Origin of the sequence: Lacticaseibacillus baoqingensis (assembly GCF_003946165.1) — a bacterium.
In the GTDB taxonomy this organism is placed as follows: Bacteria; Bacillota; Bacilli; order Lactobacillales; family Lactobacillaceae; genus Lacticaseibacillus; species Lacticaseibacillus baoqingensis.
Window position 1 is genome coordinate 14,880 of record NZ_RHOI01000019.1, and the last position, 16,843, is coordinate 31,722.

General features: G+C 52.3%; 17 protein-coding genes and 1 riboswitch. Of the genes, 4 read left to right on the plus strand and 13 right to left on the minus strand.

All coding sequences use genetic code 11. The features are described from left to right. Window positions 1-29 precede the first annotated feature (29 nt). Window positions 30-203, minus strand: a riboswitch (Lysine riboswitch). A gap of 58 nt (window positions 204-261) precedes the next feature. From budA to EKM91_RS08625, 6 genes are all read right to left on the minus strand, one after another. Beyond that, window positions 262-969, minus strand: a complete 708-nt coding sequence (budA, locus tag EKM91_RS08600; protein ID WP_125752766.1) for an acetolactate decarboxylase — start codon at window positions 967-969, stop codon at window positions 262-264. Between the two features lie 34 nt (window positions 970-1,003). After that, window positions 1,004-2,683, minus strand: a complete 1,680-nt coding sequence (gene alsS / locus EKM91_RS08605; RefSeq protein ID WP_125752769.1) for an acetolactate synthase AlsS — start codon at window positions 2,681-2,683, stop codon at window positions 1,004-1,006. A gap of 458 nt (window positions 2,684-3,141) precedes the next feature. Beyond that, window positions 3,142-3,690 carry a hypothetical protein gene (locus EKM91_RS08610; RefSeq protein ID WP_125752772.1) on the minus strand — a complete coding sequence of 183 codons (549 nt, stop codon included), beginning with the start codon at window positions 3,688-3,690 and terminating at the stop codon, window positions 3,142-3,144. A gap of 125 nt (window positions 3,691-3,815) precedes the next feature. After that, window positions 3,816-4,334, minus strand: coding sequence for a GNAT family N-acetyltransferase (locus tag EKM91_RS08615; protein WP_164508516.1), 519 nt, complete (start codon window positions 4,332-4,334; stop codon window positions 3,816-3,818). A 111-nt stretch (window positions 4,335-4,445) separates the two neighbouring features. Beyond that, complete coding sequence (gene rpmG, locus EKM91_RS08620) at window positions 4,446-4,598, minus strand: 50S ribosomal protein L33 (RefSeq protein WP_054718962.1); 153 nt, start codon at window positions 4,596-4,598, stop codon at window positions 4,446-4,448. An 84-nt stretch (window positions 4,599-4,682) separates the two neighbouring features. After that, complete coding sequence (locus tag EKM91_RS08625) at window positions 4,683-5,537, minus strand: RluA family pseudouridine synthase (protein ID WP_125752774.1); 855 nt, start codon at window positions 5,535-5,537, stop codon at window positions 4,683-4,685. A 96-nt stretch (window positions 5,538-5,633) separates the two neighbouring features. Here EKM91_RS08625 and EKM91_RS08630 point away from each other — a divergent pair, with 96 nt between their 5' ends. Continuing rightward, window positions 5,634-6,401 (plus strand): alpha/beta hydrolase, encoded by a 768-nt coding sequence (locus tag EKM91_RS08630; protein ID WP_225419483.1) that lies wholly within the window; start codon window positions 5,634-5,636, stop codon window positions 6,399-6,401. A gap of 12 nt (window positions 6,402-6,413) precedes the next feature. After that, complete coding sequence (locus EKM91_RS08635; RefSeq protein WP_125752780.1) at window positions 6,414-6,707, plus strand: hypothetical protein; 294 nt, start codon at window positions 6,414-6,416, stop codon at window positions 6,705-6,707. A gap of 43 nt (window positions 6,708-6,750) precedes the next feature. Here EKM91_RS08635 and EKM91_RS08640 read toward each other — a convergent pair whose 3' ends face one another. Together EKM91_RS08640 and EKM91_RS08645 are read right to left on the minus strand one after the other, a co-directional pair. Continuing rightward, a complete protein-coding gene (locus tag EKM91_RS08640; protein ID WP_125752782.1) occupies window positions 6,751-7,179 on the minus strand; it encodes a MarR family winged helix-turn-helix transcriptional regulator in 429 nt (142 codons plus the stop codon). Window positions 7,180-7,285: 106 nt separating this feature from the next. Next, window positions 7,286-8,113, minus strand: coding sequence for a serine hydrolase (locus EKM91_RS08645; RefSeq protein WP_125752785.1), 828 nt, complete (start codon window positions 8,111-8,113; stop codon window positions 7,286-7,288). 264 nt (window positions 8,114-8,377) lie between these two features. Here EKM91_RS08645 and EKM91_RS08650 point away from each other — a divergent pair, with 264 nt between their 5' ends. After that, window positions 8,378-9,349, plus strand: a complete 972-nt coding sequence (locus EKM91_RS08650) for a serine hydrolase (RefSeq protein ID WP_164508517.1) — start codon at window positions 8,378-8,380, stop codon at window positions 9,347-9,349. Window positions 9,350-9,634: 285 nt separating this feature from the next. Here the strand turns inward: EKM91_RS08650 and EKM91_RS08655 are convergent, their stop codons facing one another. After that, the gene (locus EKM91_RS08655) at window positions 9,635-10,078 is read right to left on the minus strand and encodes a hypothetical protein (protein WP_125752791.1); all 444 of its coding nucleotides are present in this window, start codon (window positions 10,076-10,078) and stop codon (window positions 9,635-9,637) included. Between the two features lie 235 nt (window positions 10,079-10,313). Then, window positions 10,314-11,636 (minus strand): chloride channel protein, encoded by a 1,323-nt coding sequence (locus EKM91_RS08660; protein ID WP_125752794.1) that lies wholly within the window; start codon window positions 11,634-11,636, stop codon window positions 10,314-10,316. 114 nt (window positions 11,637-11,750) lie between these two features. On the opposite strand from EKM91_RS08660, the gene EKM91_RS08665 reads away from it, so the two are divergent. Next, window positions 11,751-12,698 (plus strand): 2-hydroxyacid dehydrogenase, encoded by a 948-nt coding sequence (locus tag EKM91_RS08665; RefSeq protein WP_225419484.1) that lies wholly within the window; start codon window positions 11,751-11,753, stop codon window positions 12,696-12,698. Window positions 12,699-13,385: 687 nt separating this feature from the next. On the opposite strand, the gene EKM91_RS08670 is transcribed toward EKM91_RS08665, so the two are convergent. The 3 genes from EKM91_RS08670 to spxB are packed head-to-tail and all read right to left on the minus strand — an operon-like array spanning window position 13,386 to window position 16,628. Then, on the minus strand, window positions 13,386-14,015 hold the full coding sequence (locus EKM91_RS08670) for a PAS domain-containing protein (protein ID WP_225419485.1): 630 nt from the start codon (window positions 14,013-14,015) through the stop codon (window positions 13,386-13,388). Window positions 14,016-14,045: 30 nt separating this feature from the next. Beyond that, the gene (locus EKM91_RS08675; RefSeq protein WP_125752803.1) at window positions 14,046-14,822 is read right to left on the minus strand and encodes an FAD synthetase family protein; all 777 of its coding nucleotides are present in this window, start codon (window positions 14,820-14,822) and stop codon (window positions 14,046-14,048) included. Between the two features lie 12 nt (window positions 14,823-14,834). Next, window positions 14,835-16,628 carry a pyruvate oxidase gene (gene spxB, locus EKM91_RS08680; protein WP_125752806.1) on the minus strand — a complete coding sequence of 598 codons (1,794 nt, stop codon included), beginning with the start codon at window positions 16,626-16,628 and terminating at the stop codon, window positions 14,835-14,837. Window positions 16,629-16,843 lie beyond the last annotated feature (215 nt).

Consider the following 16,843-nt stretch of genomic DNA (forward strand, 5'->3'; position numbering starts at 1 on the left):
TTCTCACCAATCAGCTCAATCAATCCTTTGAACAAATTAGCGCACCGCCTGTTGGCGACAGTGCGAACGGTATTCCCGATTCGCCCCAAGTCTGCGTGCTGCCGTCACGGTGACTTTCGGCACGCGCCCCTTTTGACTAAAGGCATTCAAGCGACAGCTTGCCCTTCAGTCGACTGATGACGAATGCGACCTCTAACTATATGCGCTAAATAGTTTATCAAAGATCCAGCAGCAACGCCACCAGCTCTCATACACTTCTCATTAACCTTCTGCGACCATGATGTCTTTGACGATCTTGGTTTCATCAAAGTCCTCTTGTTTGAATGCCGCATCATCCACTGGCAGATGCAAGCGCAAGTCGCTAAAGGTTTGAATGCCTAATTCGGCTTCGGTGACATCCAGGCTCAACAAGTGACCGCCAAATTTGTGGTCATCACTTAAAAAGTGCAAGTGAAACCCTGGTGCTGCCACGCCGGCGTACAACAGCGGCGTGAAATAACCAACGACTGTGCCTTCAACATCATCTTTTTCAAACAACGTCTGCGCTTCGGCAGTGGCTCTAAGCGTCGGGTAAGGCGCTTGTTGGGCGTTGACGACCCGCGTTTGCACATGGCTAAAGCGGCCGTGCATCTTGACGCCGGCAAAGGTGTTGACCGTTGCCAGCGTGCTTTCGATCGTCGGACGCAGTTGCGAATCGGTCACATTTTTCAGTTTGCCGACAGTATGGAAGCGCGCATAATGCACGTTGGCAAAAGGCAGTTTTTCTTCAGGCTGCACGACGCGGACCTTGCCGCTGGAAGCAACTTGATAGACCACGCCTGCTAAGATCACTAATTCGCCGTCTAAGCCGGCTAAGGTGCCAATGCCGGTGTCGCCATGACGCATCAACTCACCAATGGTCATGGTGCCTGCAAATAATCCCGGTACCAAATTTGCCAAAGTGCCGTGTTGATACAATAACTGACTCATAGCTTCCTCCTATTAGGTGTGATCGTGTTGTCGTTTAATAAAATTGATCGGGTAACATTGCTTGGCCAAGTGCAGCGTTGTCTGAATAGTCGACGGGGATATCCACAACGACTGGTCCATCACTGGCAAAAGCCTCATCCAAAACCTTGCCTAAATCAGCTGGCTGGTTGACGCGCAGTCCTTTGGCGCCAAAGCTTTGGGCATATTTGACAAAATCAACTGGGCCAAAATCGACCCCGGCGTTATGGCCGCCATATTTCATCTCTTCTTGGAATTTTACCATATCATAGTGCCCATCGTTCCAAATAATATGCACAATGTTGGCATGCATCCGCACCGCGGTTTCTAATTCTTGCGAAGAAAAGAGGAAACCGCCATCGCCAGAAACCGATACGGCCTTTTCATTTGGCCGCACCAGCGTCGCAGCGATCGCCCAAGGCAAGGCCACGCCTAACGTTTGCATCCCGTTTGAAAAAAGCAAGCGCCGGGGTTCATAACTGCGGAAATGCCGCGCCATCCAAATATAGAAACTGCCGACATCCACCGCCACGGTCATATGATCGTCAACGTGTTTTTGTAATTCTGCCACGATACTCAGCGGATGGCTGTAAGTTTGGTTTTCCAAAGCTGGCGGCACATCGCGTTCATGCAGTTTGGCTTGCAGCCGATCTAAAACTGGCTTGGCCGTCGGGGAAACTTGATACCCGCGCAGCAATGGCATCAAGATCTCTAAGGTCTGGGAAATATCCCCGATCAATTCGGTTTCCGGCTGGAAATTATGATCGATTTCAGCTGGCGCCGAATCGATCACGATGATCCGCGCTTGCCCGTCTTGATTCCAGTTGCGGGGTTCGTATTCGACCGGATCATACCCAATGGCGATCACCAAGTCGCTGTCTTGCAGCAATTGGTCCCCTGGTTGATTGCGGAATAACCCGACGCGGCCAAAGAAGTTATCTTCTTGGGCATGCGACACGATCCCTGCGCCTTGGAAGGTTTCGACGACTGGTAATTCAGTGACTGCCAGCAATCCGCGGATCGCTTTGGTGACCGCTTGAGAGCTTGCCCGCATCCCCAACAGCAAAACTGGCATTTGGGCATCTTTGATCTGGCGGGCCAAATAAGTCATGTCTTCTGGGCTGGCAGGACCTAACTTAGGCGCTTTTAGCGCCTTGATCGGCTGGCTGGACACCGGGGCATCCGTCACGTCTTGCGGGACAGAAACAAAGCTTGCGCCTTGCTTGCCGGATTCTGCGGCTTGATAGGCATTGGCAATGATCTCACTGACATTATCAGGATCTTGCACTTCTGCGGAGTACTTGGTGATCGGCGCGAACAAATCAGCGTTGCGCATGCTTTGATGCGCAGAACGCAAGAGATCGGCACGCTTGACTTGACCGGAGATCGCTAAAACAGGATCGCCTTCTGCGTTAGCCGTGACTAACCCAGTGGCAAGATTTGACGCACCAGGGCCGCTGGTGGTCATCACAACGCCAGGCTTGCCGGTGATCCGACCGATCCCGGCAGCCATGAACGCCGCGTTTTGTTCGTGGCGCACCACGACCAGCTTCGGGGCCTTAGGATTGGTTGGGTGTTCTAATTTTTCAAAGACCCGGTCGATCTTTGCGCCTGGGATCCCAAATACATAATCGACCCCATGGTTGACGAGGCTGTCGACGATCAAATCTGCGCCGTAGCGTTGTTCTTCTGTCATTACAAACTCCTTTATATTTTCATCTGTAACAATAGAATACCACGTTTGTGTCACAATGCAATCCCAAATTTTAAAATATTCGCTGATATGGCAGTGTTTATCTGTATTTGTCATTACTATAATCTGTGTTCATAATGACTGGTAACGCCTTGTGTATCGCTGAATTATCTCGCGCTATTTTTCTCTTCTTAATAATCGCCGATTCTCATGAAAAGAACGTCGCCATTACTTTCACCGGTGCCAAGCCGCTTCTGCATGAAGCTATTTACACTTTCACAAGCGGCGTACAATTTTGATCATCAAGCCTAAATGAAGCCGCTTTCTCATTTATTCTGAGCAAACCTTCATCCGGTTCACTTTTTTTGCCTGCCAGCAGGTGTATTGCTTCAAGCCCGCGCACTGTGTAAAAAAAAGTCTCAGCCGCTCACAAATGTGTGAACGGCCGAGACTAACTGGGTTTAATCCCCTAATGTCATCGTGATCTTGCCAATGCCTTGATTGGGATCGGCGACGTGCAAATCAAATTGATACTTCTCAAAGATGTGCTGCAGCTTGGCAAAGTTATCCTTATCAAAGGAGCTGATGTTGCCATCGATCATGGCGATATCCGCTTTGCGGGCTAAATTGATAAATGCCTTTAGCGCCAATTGTGCCAAACCCATGTTTTGGAAGTCAAAAAAGGCCAAGCGGCTTTCGGAGCCTAAAGTCTCCAACACCGTGATGTGCATCTTATTTTCCCAATGATTCACATCAAAAAGCAGTTGGGATTGATAGTCCGCTTTGGAGTGCCCATATTTATCGACATTTTCAAACGGCGTGTAGACGGATACGGTGAAACTCTTTTGCTGTTGGTTGTCAGGCTTAAAATCCGTATAGACGATGTACTGCGTCGCCTGTTTGCCTTGCATGGGCTGATTCATGCTTGACAAGATCGTGAAATTCGGGTCTTTTTCGATCGCGGCTAAGCGCTTGGCGTACACCTGATCATACTCTGTTTGGGAACTCATTTTGAAACCTCCACCTGTGATGTTAGTTTCAGTATATCATTATCTATCACATGCCACGACAACTCTTTTAGAATTGAAATGAAAAAATAATTTTACTGCCACTTAAAAATAAAAATCCAGTCTTTTCATCCGTTTGGCAACAAACGGTAATAGGCCTCATCGCGCGGCGCATCTAAGGCTAATCCTGCCGGCAACGGCACCGTGAATTGGTAACAAAAACCTTGCCGCTGTAATAAAGCGATCGAGCGCTGATTGTCAGGAAACACTGCTGCCCAAATGGCTTGGATCCCTTGGGCAAATAAATGCGCGCAAACTAACGCCACCGCTTCTGCCATCAAGCCTTGGCCCCAATACGCTTGGGCCAAGGCATAACCGATCTCTTTGGTGGTCAAATCAGGCGCGCCATTGGGCAACACCCGCGGATAAATACCGATGTTCCCGATCACCCGGCCGGCATAGACAATGGCAAAATCACTGTGCGCCAAGGCAAAGCGCTGCAGGGTCTTTTTTGCCGTTTGCTCATCCAATACTGCCTGCATCCCTGCCGGTTGGCACACGGCCAAATCGCCAGCATATGCCAGATAGTCAGGAGCATCTGTTAAAGTAAAATCGCGGATCAAGACCCGCTGTCCCACCAGCCGCATCTAGCTACCTCCGTTGGCTTCTTCGTCGTTTGCTGGTCCGAGAGATTAAAAAACCGCCCTACCAGCAAGCTGGTGGGGCAGTCAGTCGTCACGGCCGTTGACGACGAAGGACTACTTTTTAACTTCAGTAAAGGTAACGCGCTTGCGTAACTTTGGAGAATACTTCTTCAAAGAAAGACGATCTGGCGTGTTGCGCTTGTTCTTGGAAGTCAAGTAGATCCGTTCGCCGGTTTCAGCACATGCAAGTAAAATGTTATCACGCATGTTCTTCACCTCGCTTTTAGATTTAAACTAACTTATTAATCATAGCGAAAATCCGGCATTTGTCAAGGCGAGAATTGCCCCGGCTCAAAAAGCCGTTTGCCATGCGGCTGGCCGCGGCAGGACTGCACTGAGCGCTTGCTGAGTGAAGGGGTCGGTGAAGCGCAGTTCACTGGCTTGCAGCAGCTGGGTGGCAAACTGGCGGGTATCGCCGCCATAAAGCCCATCGCCAACTAGCGGATGCCCCATGTGGGCAAAATGCGCGCGGATCTGATGCGTCCGGCCGGTCACCAGCTTGACGCGCACCAATGCGGCATGCGGCCCTTGTTCAACGACTTGATAATCAGTCACCGCCGGCTGGCCATCGGCACGCACCTCTCGATGGATCCCATCTGCGGCTTTGCCTAATGGCCAAGTTAAGTGGCCCCTAGGTGCAAGCGTCCCAGCCGCCATCGCCAAATACGCCTTGTCAACGGCTTGATTGACCCCCACCGCATCCAAACGGCCTTGGGCAAAGGTGTGTTTCGCCACCAAGACCAAGCCAGTGGTGTCGCGATCGAGGCGGGTGATGATTGCCGGTTGCGGACCGTTGATCCCAGCTGCTGCCAAGTACCCGCCGACGCGATTGAGCAAACTGTCGCTGGGGTTGCTGGGACCAGGCACACTCGCCAGCCCAGCTGGTTTGTTGACGATCAGCCAATTGGCGGTTTCTAAGCAAATCGCCACCGGCTGGCTGCTCAACTGCAAGCCCGGTTCTGGCGGCAAGGTAAAGGTAACGGTTTGTCCAGGCTGCACCGCCACGTTTTGGACGCTTTGCTGATCGATAAACACACTGTGGGCATCAAATAATTTGCGCAATAAGCGGTGGCTGACCCCTTGGGCTTGCAATAAGCGTTTAACTGTCGTCTTTTGTGTGACCGGATAGGTAAAAGTAAAAGGCATAATTTCCTCCATAATGGATAGTCTAGCACGCCGATGGGTTTGCCAAAAGGCACCGCGTTGCACTATGGTAAAATAAATGTGAATTGGAGGTGCGCCTTGACCGTAATTAACGATGTCGCTTACGGCAGCGACCCATTACAAAAAACCGATCTTTATCTGCCTGACCAAGCCCAAGCGCCGGCGGTGATCTTTGTGCATGGCGGCGGTTGGATCCGCGGTGACAAGCAAAATGATGTGGCGATCGGCAAGTATTTTGCCCACCGAGGCTACTTTGTGGCGATCCCTAACTTTCGCTTGGCGCCGGCGCATCAATTTCCTGCTGCCCAAGACGACTTGGCCGCATTTTGCCGCTGGCTGTTGGCTTCACCACATGATTTTGATCGCCGCCACATTGGCTTGCTTGGGGCTTCTGCCGGCGGAACGATGGCCATCACCCAAAGCCTGGCCACCAGCTGGCCCACCGTGGCCTGGAGCCCAATCGTGGATTTTGCGACTTGGGTCCAACGCCACCCGGATATTCGCCCCGATGTCGCCGCTGAAGGTGACCGCCACGATGTTAACGATGCGTTTTACAAATACTTTATCCAAGCTTATCTAGGCGATTTAAGCGCCGCACATTTGGCGGCGGTCAACCCCATGGAGCACTTGACGGCCAAGCTGGGACCGACGATGCTATACAATAGCACCGATGAGCTGGCGCCTTTGACTGGCGCGTTGCGGTTTGTTGAACGCGCCGCGGCTCACGACAGCAATATTGCCATTCATGTGGTACCTGGCACCCGCCATGCCATGGGCTATGCTGCTTTTGCCTTGCCAGGCACCGCCGCATTTTTTGATTATTATTTACACGTTGCCATTCACTAACGGAGGTTGCTGATGCCTTTTATTGCCCTTTTAATCGATGTAATCGCCGCTGGCAGCTGGTACGCGCAGCGCCAAGGCGGCTGGTATGGTTTAGGCTTGGGTTTGCAAGTGCTGTTGACCCTGATCTTGCTGGTGATGACCTTTGGCTATCGCGGCAAGCGCAAAGGGTATTTTAATTTTAACACCTGGTCGCATGTCTTCACGCTGCGTTTTGCGGTGATCGTGTTTTCGCTGATCGGCAATGCACTCCTGGTATTTTTATACTATTTAAATTGGACCGGCCAAAACCCGCTGATCTTCAGCTAACACAATAAAAACACCAGGCGTTATCCGCCTGGTGTTTTTATTGTCATTGATCGAGCTGCCCGGCTAAATTTTGTAAGGTATGGACCAATTGTTCATGCCCCATGGCCGACAATAACTCGGCGATCTGTTGTTCCCGATGGGCAAAAATGGCTTGCGCGGAAGCAACTGCCGCTTGTCCAGCAGCTGTCAGCGTGAGCTGCTTTTGGCGCTCATCGCCTGGTGTCAGCATCCGCGTCAGTAATTGGCGTTTTTCCAGCACTTTCAGCAAATTTGTCACGGTGGCATCATGCTTGCCTAAATAATGGGCCAAGGCCTTTTGATTCGTTTGCGGATGTTGCGCAATAAATTGCAGGCTTCGCGCTTGATGGATCGTCAAGTCTAATGCCCGCAGCTGCGCGGCGACATAGGCTTGATTGCGCGTATTGAGCCGATATAGCGCCTCGATCACGCTGTTTGTCATCCCAAAATCCAAAGTCGTGCCTCCTATTAGTGGTCGTGCCTAATAGTGTAAGCGACAGCTTTCAGAAAAACAAGGGGCACTCCTGCCCCGACATGAAAACGACTGGTGCTTGCGCCGATCATTGCGCCAAATCTAATTCCGTGCCGGCGACGCGGGCAAACTGCTCAACCAATTTGATCCCGGTTTTCAAGCTGGCATTGCGATCCGTCAGCACCGCGATCGTACAGCTGCGCTTGCCGGAGCCCAAATGGCCGATACTATTGACGATCCAGGTGTTGTCCCCATTGAGGCGCCAGCCGTTTTTTAATTGAAACGTGCGGCTGCCGGCGGACACGCCCCATTGCTGATCGGCTTGGACTGCACCCATTTCCGCTTGCACATACGCGCGCGACGCACTGGATAAGTAGTCTTTAGCATAAAAGATCTGCTCTAACAACTTGAGCTGATCGCTGGCGGCCGTGGTCGTTAACACCCACCCGCTTGAATTCGCCACTGAATTGGTCATTTGCAGTGCATCAAACAGCGTCGTCAACCCTTGGCTGTTCCCGATTGCCTGATACAATCCGGTGGCAGCGGCATTGTCACTGTTTTGGATCGCCGCTTCCGCATAGGTGTGCTCAGCAGCGATCAGCTTTTCGCCAGCGGCACGATGGGTGTGCAATAACTGCACCAGCATCGCCACTTTAACGATACTGGCGGTGGTGTTCGGGGTCGATTTGTGATTGTTCAACGCCACTGTGACCCCGTATTGCTTGGAATACACCGCCACTGAAATCGGGATGTCCGGATGCGCCGCCAACAGCGCCTGCCACTTTGCAGTCAAGTTTTTTTCAACTGAAACTTTGGTTTTGCTGGTGCGCTTGCCTTGTGTTTGTGCCGGCTGGTCAGCAGGCGCTGGCGTTTTTTGTTGGGGACGATGGTGCCAAGCCAGCAATGCAATGATCACAATTAAAATTCCCCAAAGTGTGCGCTTAACGCTTTTTTTCAATCGACGACGTGGTTTTGACATGCTTGATCACCGGATAAGCGGACCCAAAACCCGCGCTTATCGGCCCCTTTCGGTATCATTATCGCATATTAGGAAAACGCTTGCGATTAAAATTTTGCTGCCGCAAAACGCCGGTTGTTTTTCAGGCGTGATCATAAAACTTGATATTGTTTTTTTTTTTTTGATATTATCATGAAGTTGACTCGGAAAGGAGTTGACGTCATGCCAAAAGCAAATCACTGGCCCCGGCTCAAACCCCAATATCGCCTGCCGGCTAAATTAATTGGCAGTACCTTGCTGGTGGCAGCAATCGCCACGTTTTATCTGGCCACCACGGCTCACCCCCACAAGGTCCGCCTCGCCCCTGACATCACCCAACAGGTCTTGCCGCCGGCTGCATCGGCGTCTGTTCCTAAACTGGTTGATCAAGAACCCATTTTCCCAGAAGCCGCTTTGATCCGCCGGCAGCTGCATCAATATCTCACACAAGTGACCGCCACTGCAGACGTCAGCGTGAGTTTCGCCAATTTGGCCCCGCAAGCCAACTCCCCTGCCGCCAAACGCGCCGATGACCCGCTGAATACTGCAGGCAGCGTCAAGGTCAATGCATTAGGCACACGCTTGCGTCTGGCAGGCAGCAGCACACATCTAGCCATTGCCGCTTATTTGAGTCATTTACAGGCCACCGGGGCAAAAACTTGGACCGCCAGTGATTCTGCCGGGATGAAAATGATGCTGGCCAATAATGGGCCTTATTATGCCAACACGATTTTACAGCGGTATGGTAAGGTAACACTCAACCGCTACCTCGAAAAATTAGGGCTGACGCCGCCTTTTAGCTACGTTGCCGAGGATCAAACCACGACCAACGACTTAGTTTCGTTGTTACGCCTGCTCGCCGATCAACAGCCGCCGTTTGCCCACCGGCAAATGCAGCGCCGCATTCGCCGCGATCTTCAAGCACAAGTCCGCCGCAATGGGATCTGCGCTGGCGTCAAACAATTACTGCCGCAAGCCCAAGTGCAAAACATCACCGGCCAGCTCGGCTACAGTATGAGCGATGCGGCGATCGTCACCTTGCCAGACGGACACCGCTTCATGCTGGCGATCATGACTACCAGTCCCACCGCTGATTTTAACCAGATCCAAGCCATCGCCAAAGCAGTCACGCATGTCGTGTACTTCCGCGGGTGAGCGCTGATCGACTGACTAATTGTAAATGTCGTATACAGCTGCTGTCAGAAGTCCCGTTGTTGCCACATGCGCTTATATGCCGGCACACGCGCATGTGGCTGGGTATGGTGGTGCGCATTCCCAGACATCAACAGCGAGGCAGCCTGAGCCTCACCCACGCTAAGAGATACATCCCGAAGCTGGCCTTGAAAGACTCGGGCAAAGGCGAGACACTGGTGTACCACCTTCAAAGCAGGCCAAAACGGCCAAGCCCTGAGCGCAAGACTAAACCGCTTTTTCAGCAAATCATCGCATTAACTTAGTGTGTTGCAGCCACCGCACCCCGGCTACCACAACCGCACCGATGGCAATCACGTTGACAACCGTGAAAATGGCAGCAATGCCGCTGACGCTTAACATATAGCCCACCAAAGCCCAGCTAAATAAAGCGGTCCAAACTTCCAAAATGACCAACAGCTCTGCAACTAATGGCGCATAGGCATCAAAGCGCTCTTTCATCGTCATCGCCAAGCGCCCAAGAGCAAGCGACAGCAGCGCCAAAACCGCTAAGTAACCTGCATCCGCAAGCAACGGGGGGCCTGCAAAAGCCACGGCAAAGACAACTTTACCAGTAAGCGTCAAGTATGTCGGCACAGCGGCTGTCAAAGCGTGCTGGCACCCGATGATCAGCAACAGCTGAAGAATCAACGATCCGGTATGCAGTAAGCGCCGATGTTTGCAAATTTTCATCGTTTTTCTCTGTTCTTTCACTGCCGGCGGCAATAGCAGCGCCGGTGATCCAGTTGATTTCCAACACGATTGTAACCCTTTTCAAAAAAAAAAAAAAAATACCTGGCAATCAATTTGGTTAAAACTGGCCTCTAGGGATTAACGCCGCTGACTCAGGCTTTTTTACCGAGGCGGATCTGATCCCCCTCTTAGCCACAATAAAGGCAGCACCGCAAAATCACGGTGCCGCCTTATTTCACTGCTCGTTTTCTAATACTCGGTCGACTTTGGCTTGCAAGCGTTCAGCCGTTTCAGCTTCACCAGTTTCCACTTGCGGCTGCTTCGGCGGCAAAAACCAGTTAGCCACGACCATTGCTAACACGATCCCCAACCCCATCGGCAACAGCGCACTATAGTTTAAGTGGCTCACTTCAAACAACATAAACATCGCCATTAAAGGCGCTTGTTGGGATACCGCTAATAATGCCGCTGCGCCGAGCATGGCACATTGCCACACCGGCACACTTGGCAACAATGGGCTCATCAGCGTCCCAACTGTCGCGCCGATCGCCGCGCCAATGGCGATCGATGGCGTCAGCGTGCCGCCAGCAGCGCCTGCTTTTAAACTCAACAACGTGACCAAGGCCTTGATCGCCGCGCTTAAAAGCAGCCACGGCACCAAATTGGCTTGTTGATTATCAAACACCATTTGCGCAAGCGCCCGGCCATTACCGGTCACTTGCGGGAACCAAACGGCGATGATGCCCGTCAAAAGCGCCACTAACGGCAACTGCCACAACAAGGTCCGCCGCTGCGCTTGCTGCATGCCGGCACGCTGGATCCCGCGGCGAAAAAGTGCCCCTAACACCCCACACACCGGCCCGATCACCAATACGATCAAGCAGTTTTGCGGGGTGAAATTCGTCTTGGCAAGCAAGTAATAAGGGTTGAACCCTTTTAACCACGACCCGACAAACGTCGCGATCACCGACATCGCCAAACTCACGATCACACTGCGGCGCGAGACGTTTTTCCATAAGATCTCAACACTAAACAACATCCCGGTGATCGGCGCAATATACACGCCGGCAAAACCGGCGCCGGCAGCTGCTGCGGTCAATAAACGCCGATCGCTGGCGGCAAGCTCCAAGTGAAGATAGCGGCGCATTTGGCGTTGCCACCACTGCGACAGCATCGCTGCTAATTCACGCGGCGCTAATTCACGCCCCACGGAACCGCCGGCACCCACAAACAGCATTTGCGTGAAGGTATGTAAAATCGTCGACCCCACCGGCATGGCGTCGCCGGCGACGGCATCGCGCACGCTGACAGTGGGTTTTAGCTTGTTGCGGATCACCCACCAGCTCACCGCCGACACGATCCCTACCCCCGCCAACACCAACACGCGGCGTTGGGGGCTCACCGGCCAGGCATAGGGATGGCTGGCCGTTTCGTGAAAATTCAACAATAACTTTTCGATCACTTCAAGAAACAGGCTCAAGATCACTGCCCCAATGCCGGCCACGACGCCAATGGTCACTGTCGCTACCGCCAAAGCAAGGTTTTGTCTGTTCTTCATCTGCTCACGTCACTCCTTATTCGATCCGTGCATAACATGATCCAGCATACCATATTTTGGCATCTGTCCGCAGCCAAGCCTATAATGAAGAAAACCCTTTAGGAGGAATCAATTATGTCAAAAGTCGTCGTCCTCAACGGCGATGTGGTCAATTATGACGGCCACATCGACTGGTCCACTATCGGCAGTGACGTGGTGGTTTATCCCACCACTGCCGAAGCAGAGATCTTGCCGCGAGTCGCTGATGCAACAGTGGTCGTGACCAAAGAAATGCCGCTTTCAGGTGCCGTCGTGCGGCAATTCCCGGCCAGTGTCAAATTAGTCGTTGAAGCCGGGACGGGCTACAACAATCATGACCTTGACGCCTTGCGCGAAAAAGGCATCGCCTTGACCAATATCCCGGAATACAGCACCCAGCGCGTCGCCCACACGGCGATCATGTTAATGCTGAATTTGGCCAGTTCCATGCAACAACAATTGACCATGTTGGCCCATCACGACTATACGAATTTTACCCAGCACTTACAAGTCGACCATGTGGAACTCAACGATAAGACCTTAGGCGTGATCGGCTTTGGGCACATTGGCCAAAACGTGATCAAGATCGCCCAAGCCTTAGACATGACGATCTTGGTCAACACGCGTACCCCACGAGCCGATCGCAAAGGGATCCACTTCACCACCTTAAATGACCTATTGGCCAAAAGCGATTTTGTGTCATTGAACCTGCCTTTGACACCAGCCACCCAGCACTTGATCAACGCCGAAACCTTAGCGTTGATGAAACCCAGCAGCTTTTTGATCAACACGGCCCGCGGCGGTCTCGTCGATGAACCGGCCTTGATCAACGCGCTGCAAAATCATACTATTGCCGGCGCCGGCTTGGACGTGCAGGCACACGAGCCGCTGGATCCAGCTAGTCCGCTGTTTACGCTGCCCAATGTGATCGTCACCCCGCACATGGGCTGGCGCGGCTTAGAAACCCGTCAGCGGCTGGTGCAAATGATCGGCGCCAATATCGAAGCGTTTTTGGCTGGCACCCCGATCAATCAGGTAGATTAAGCAATGCTTCATTATCATGGTCATTAGTCATCACTGACGCTGTCGCGCAGCGCCAGCTAATGAGTAATGGTCTGCAACCGCAGCGCCAGGCAATCTGTGCGGTTAAATAACGGGGTTTATAATTTAGATGACTTTTATAAAAGAATTTATAGTCACAAAAATAACACTTTTTGCTTGCCATGTACCCGCTTACATGCTATACTCACTACATCGGCAAGCCATGGCTGGAAGGTCCGTTAACGGGCGCCGTTGCGGTGAGTTCCTGTCCAGTCGACGAATCATTCCGGCGATGTGAAAGCATCGTGATTCGTCCTCTCAGAAGGTCGACATCTTTACTTCTCCCCAGGTACGTTGCGCTGGGGACATCAGGGTGACCCTCGGAACCGTCGATTGCGATCGACGGAAAATGTACCACCGGCACTAAGCGGCAACGCTTAGGCTTATTGAAACTGTCAAAAAAAGCCAGATCCCCAACCAGCACCTCGAGATCGCAGGCAATCAGCAAAATGGGACACGAGCGGGAAACCGTCCGTGTCCTTTGTGTGCGCAAGATCCTGTTGCAGCCATGATCTCAAGCAAAAGCCCTGGACAACCACTATGTTGTCCAGGGCTTTTTTATCGTTACCAGCAGCGCGTCTGTCAAGCGCCGTCATTGCGGCTGTGATCCGGACTGACTCGGCGGCCGCCTTATAGATCATAAGTAAACGGTCCTGGTTGATGGCTGTCGGTCGGCGTTTCCGATGCGCCGCTGGTGGCATCGACTGCTGGCGCCGCTTCTGTTTCTGATGCGCCGCTGGTGGCATCGACTGCCGGAGCGGCTTCTGTTGCTGACGCGCCGCTGGTGGCATCGACTGTTGGCGTCGCTACTGCTTGCGACGCGCCGCTGGCGGCATCTGCCCAACCGCCATTTTCATAAGCGGTCAAGATCGGTTCAGCGCTGCCGGTGAATTCAATGGTTCCTAAATAAGTCCCATCGACGTCCCGCAAGGCATAATATTGGATGAAAACACGATGCCCATGCATGACCAGCGGCCGCACGACAAAGTCTTTAGTGCCGTCTTTGAAGCTGTTGATGATTTTCATCACGACCGGCAAGACCCGTACCGGGTGGCATTCAGCAACCGTTTCGTTTAGCTCATCGACTGAACGCACATGTTCGCGATTCGGCTTATCAGAAAAATAAGTGAAGTGGTCGGTGTGGTCGATCAAGTCGATTTCAAAAGGGATCGTATTAAAGATCTGTTGGACTTCGGTCAGTGTCAGCCGCCCAGTCGGGAACATAATGTACGTACCATCAAAATCCGGTTTTTTTGTCATAATTGCCTCCATAATTAACGCTGCAGCCACTTAACCAAATGCCTGCACGATTTGTGCTTGGTCAATCCGCAACTGCACAATGCCTGCTGCGGCCAAACCATAGACCCGCTGATCCACGAGATGCACCAACACCTGCTCCCCGGTTGCCGTCGTCGCCTGCCAAAAGCCGGCTGGCGGCAGCTGTTGGGCGATCACCGGCACTAGATCCTTTCCCAAAGCGGTGAACGCGACTTGATAAGGATGTCCCAGTAAGGCTTCTGCAGCTTCGAGCTTGCCCGTCGCAACGAGTTGGCGGATGCGCGTCGAGGAGATCTTTTGGCAGCCTTGTTGATACTCGCTGACGACTGTGGTCTCAAACCGCTTTGCGGCTAAATGCGTCAAAGCTTGCACCCCTGCGCGGCCGCCTTGGCCAAACGTATAATCAAACCCGGCAACGACTTGGCAAGCGCGCAGCTTGACGAGATAATCCGTCACAAAAGCCGCTGGCGCCAGGCTGGCAAACGCTGCATCAAAATGCACGACATATAGCCGATCAACACCTAATTGCGCCATGATGGCGGCTTTTTGCGTCAAGGTCGTCAAGTAGCGAAAACGGGCACTGGCAGGACTGGCAAACACCTGTGAAGCATGTTGATCAAAGGTCATCACCGCCAAAGGCAGCTTGCGGGCCACAGCTAGCTGTTTGGCCATGGCGATCACCCGTTGATGGCCGCGATGCACACCGTCAAAAAAGCCCAGGGCCAACACGCATGGCTTTGCGCCTGAAAACGTGGCGATATTAGTGGTATTCAAGCGGATCTGTTCCATGCGCCGGCCTCCTTATGACAATTGATCGTGCTTGTGATGGTGTTTTGCCGGCTTGCTTGCCGGTTTTGCTTTTGCGTCTTGTAAGAAAGCACGCAATGGCCGCAGGGCTTGGGCATCATATTGGTCGACGAATGCGGCGATCTTAGCGGGATCTTGATAAGCGGGATCCAGGTACATATGCTGTGTGGTAAATGGCATCTTGTGCGTCAATTTGACATCGATGACTACTGGCAGCGACGTTTTTTGGGCGGCGTCGATCGCGGCTTGAAATTCGGCTTTAGTGTGCGCAGTGAAACCTTTGGCTCCCATGCCTTCAGCGACTTTAGCCCAATTGGTATCGGGGATATCGACCCCTGAAAGCGGCTGGTGGGAATCATCGCGCTGCTCGGCTTCGATATAGCCCAGCGTCTGATTGGAAAACACCACGTTGATGATGTGCAAGTGATACTTATACTGCGTCAACAGCTCTTCGCACAACATGGCAAACGCGCCATCGCCGCTGAGACTATAGACATCACGGTGCGGATAGCGGACTTTGGCCGCAATGGCCGCCGGCAGGCCATAACCCATCGTGGCGTATTTGCCGCTGGTGGTCCATTTTTGCGTATGGACGCTGTCGATCAGCCGTTCGAAATTGATGTTGATATTGCCGACATCCACCGCCCATACCGCTTTTGGCGACGCGGTGTGATTCAACACATCAAAAATCGGCTCTGGGCGCACTGGCAATTCTTGGGCGTCTTTGAAGCTGGCTTGCCAATCCCGCCAGTTTTGTTTATTGGCGATCGACGCTTCGTAAAACGGGGTCGCTGCACGTTCATCCCCGGCTTTTAACAAGGCTTTCAAGGCGGATTTGGCGTCGGCTAAAATCGCCACATCATCATGGCGGCGCTTGCCTAACTTCGTGGCTTCAATATCGATTTGGATGACTTTAGCTTGCGGATTAAACAACATGCTGGCAAACGGCACGTCATTGCCGACCCACAAGATCAAGTCGGTGGCCATCCCGGCTTCGACACCAGGTTTTGGCGCAACGCGGCCGGTCGAGCCTAAGTAAGCGGGGTAATCTTCATCCAAGATGCCTTTGGCTAATACCGATGAAACCAGCGGCATCTTGAATTTTTCAGAGACTTTTTGCAACTGCTTGGCCGCATGCTTGGCGCCTAAGCCAAAATAGAGCAACGGTCCTTTGGCTTGGGCGATCAGCTTGACCGCCGCTTGGATCTGCACTGGATCGGGTTGGATCGCATAAGGCTTGATCGGTGTATTAGCGTTAGACACGTAATTGTCTTGGATCTGGGCCCAGCCAAAATCTTTGGGGATCGTGACCACCGCCACGCCTTTTTGCGCATAAGCGGCTTGGATCGCTTCATCGATCACCTTCGGCAGGCTTTGCGCAGTCATCACCGTGTGGTTGAACACCGCGACGTCGTTGAACATCGGCTCTTCGTTCATCGCTTGGAAGTAATCGATGTTCATGTTCTTAGAAGGCACTTGCGCCACGATCGCCAAAACTGGGACCCGATCGATTTTGGCATCATACAAGCCGTTCATTAAGTGCACCGCCCCAGGCCCGGCAGAGCCAAAGCAAACGCCGATTTGGCCGCTTAACTTGGCGTCGGCAGCCGCTGCCAGCGCGCCGGCTTCTTCATGCCGGACTTGGATGAACTTGATTTTGTCCTTTTGGTTGTACAAGGCGTTCATGGTGGAATCAAATGAGCCTCCAGGATAACCGTAAATATGATCGACACCCCAAGATTCAATAACCTTCAGGACTGCATCGGAACCGCTGATCGTTTGTGCCATAATGGGCCTCCTAAATTGTGTTTCATCGCAACACTCAAGCTGTTGCCTGTCAGCGCTGTCATTACGTTGCACTGAAAACGTTTTACAAGAAGAAGTCTAGTGCTAATCACCGTTTTAGACCATGTTTGTAACTACACAGATTGTTTGTTTAAACTGACATAACTGTTTCAAATTACCATATATTAAAGTATAAAAAACCGCACCTCTTCGTATTC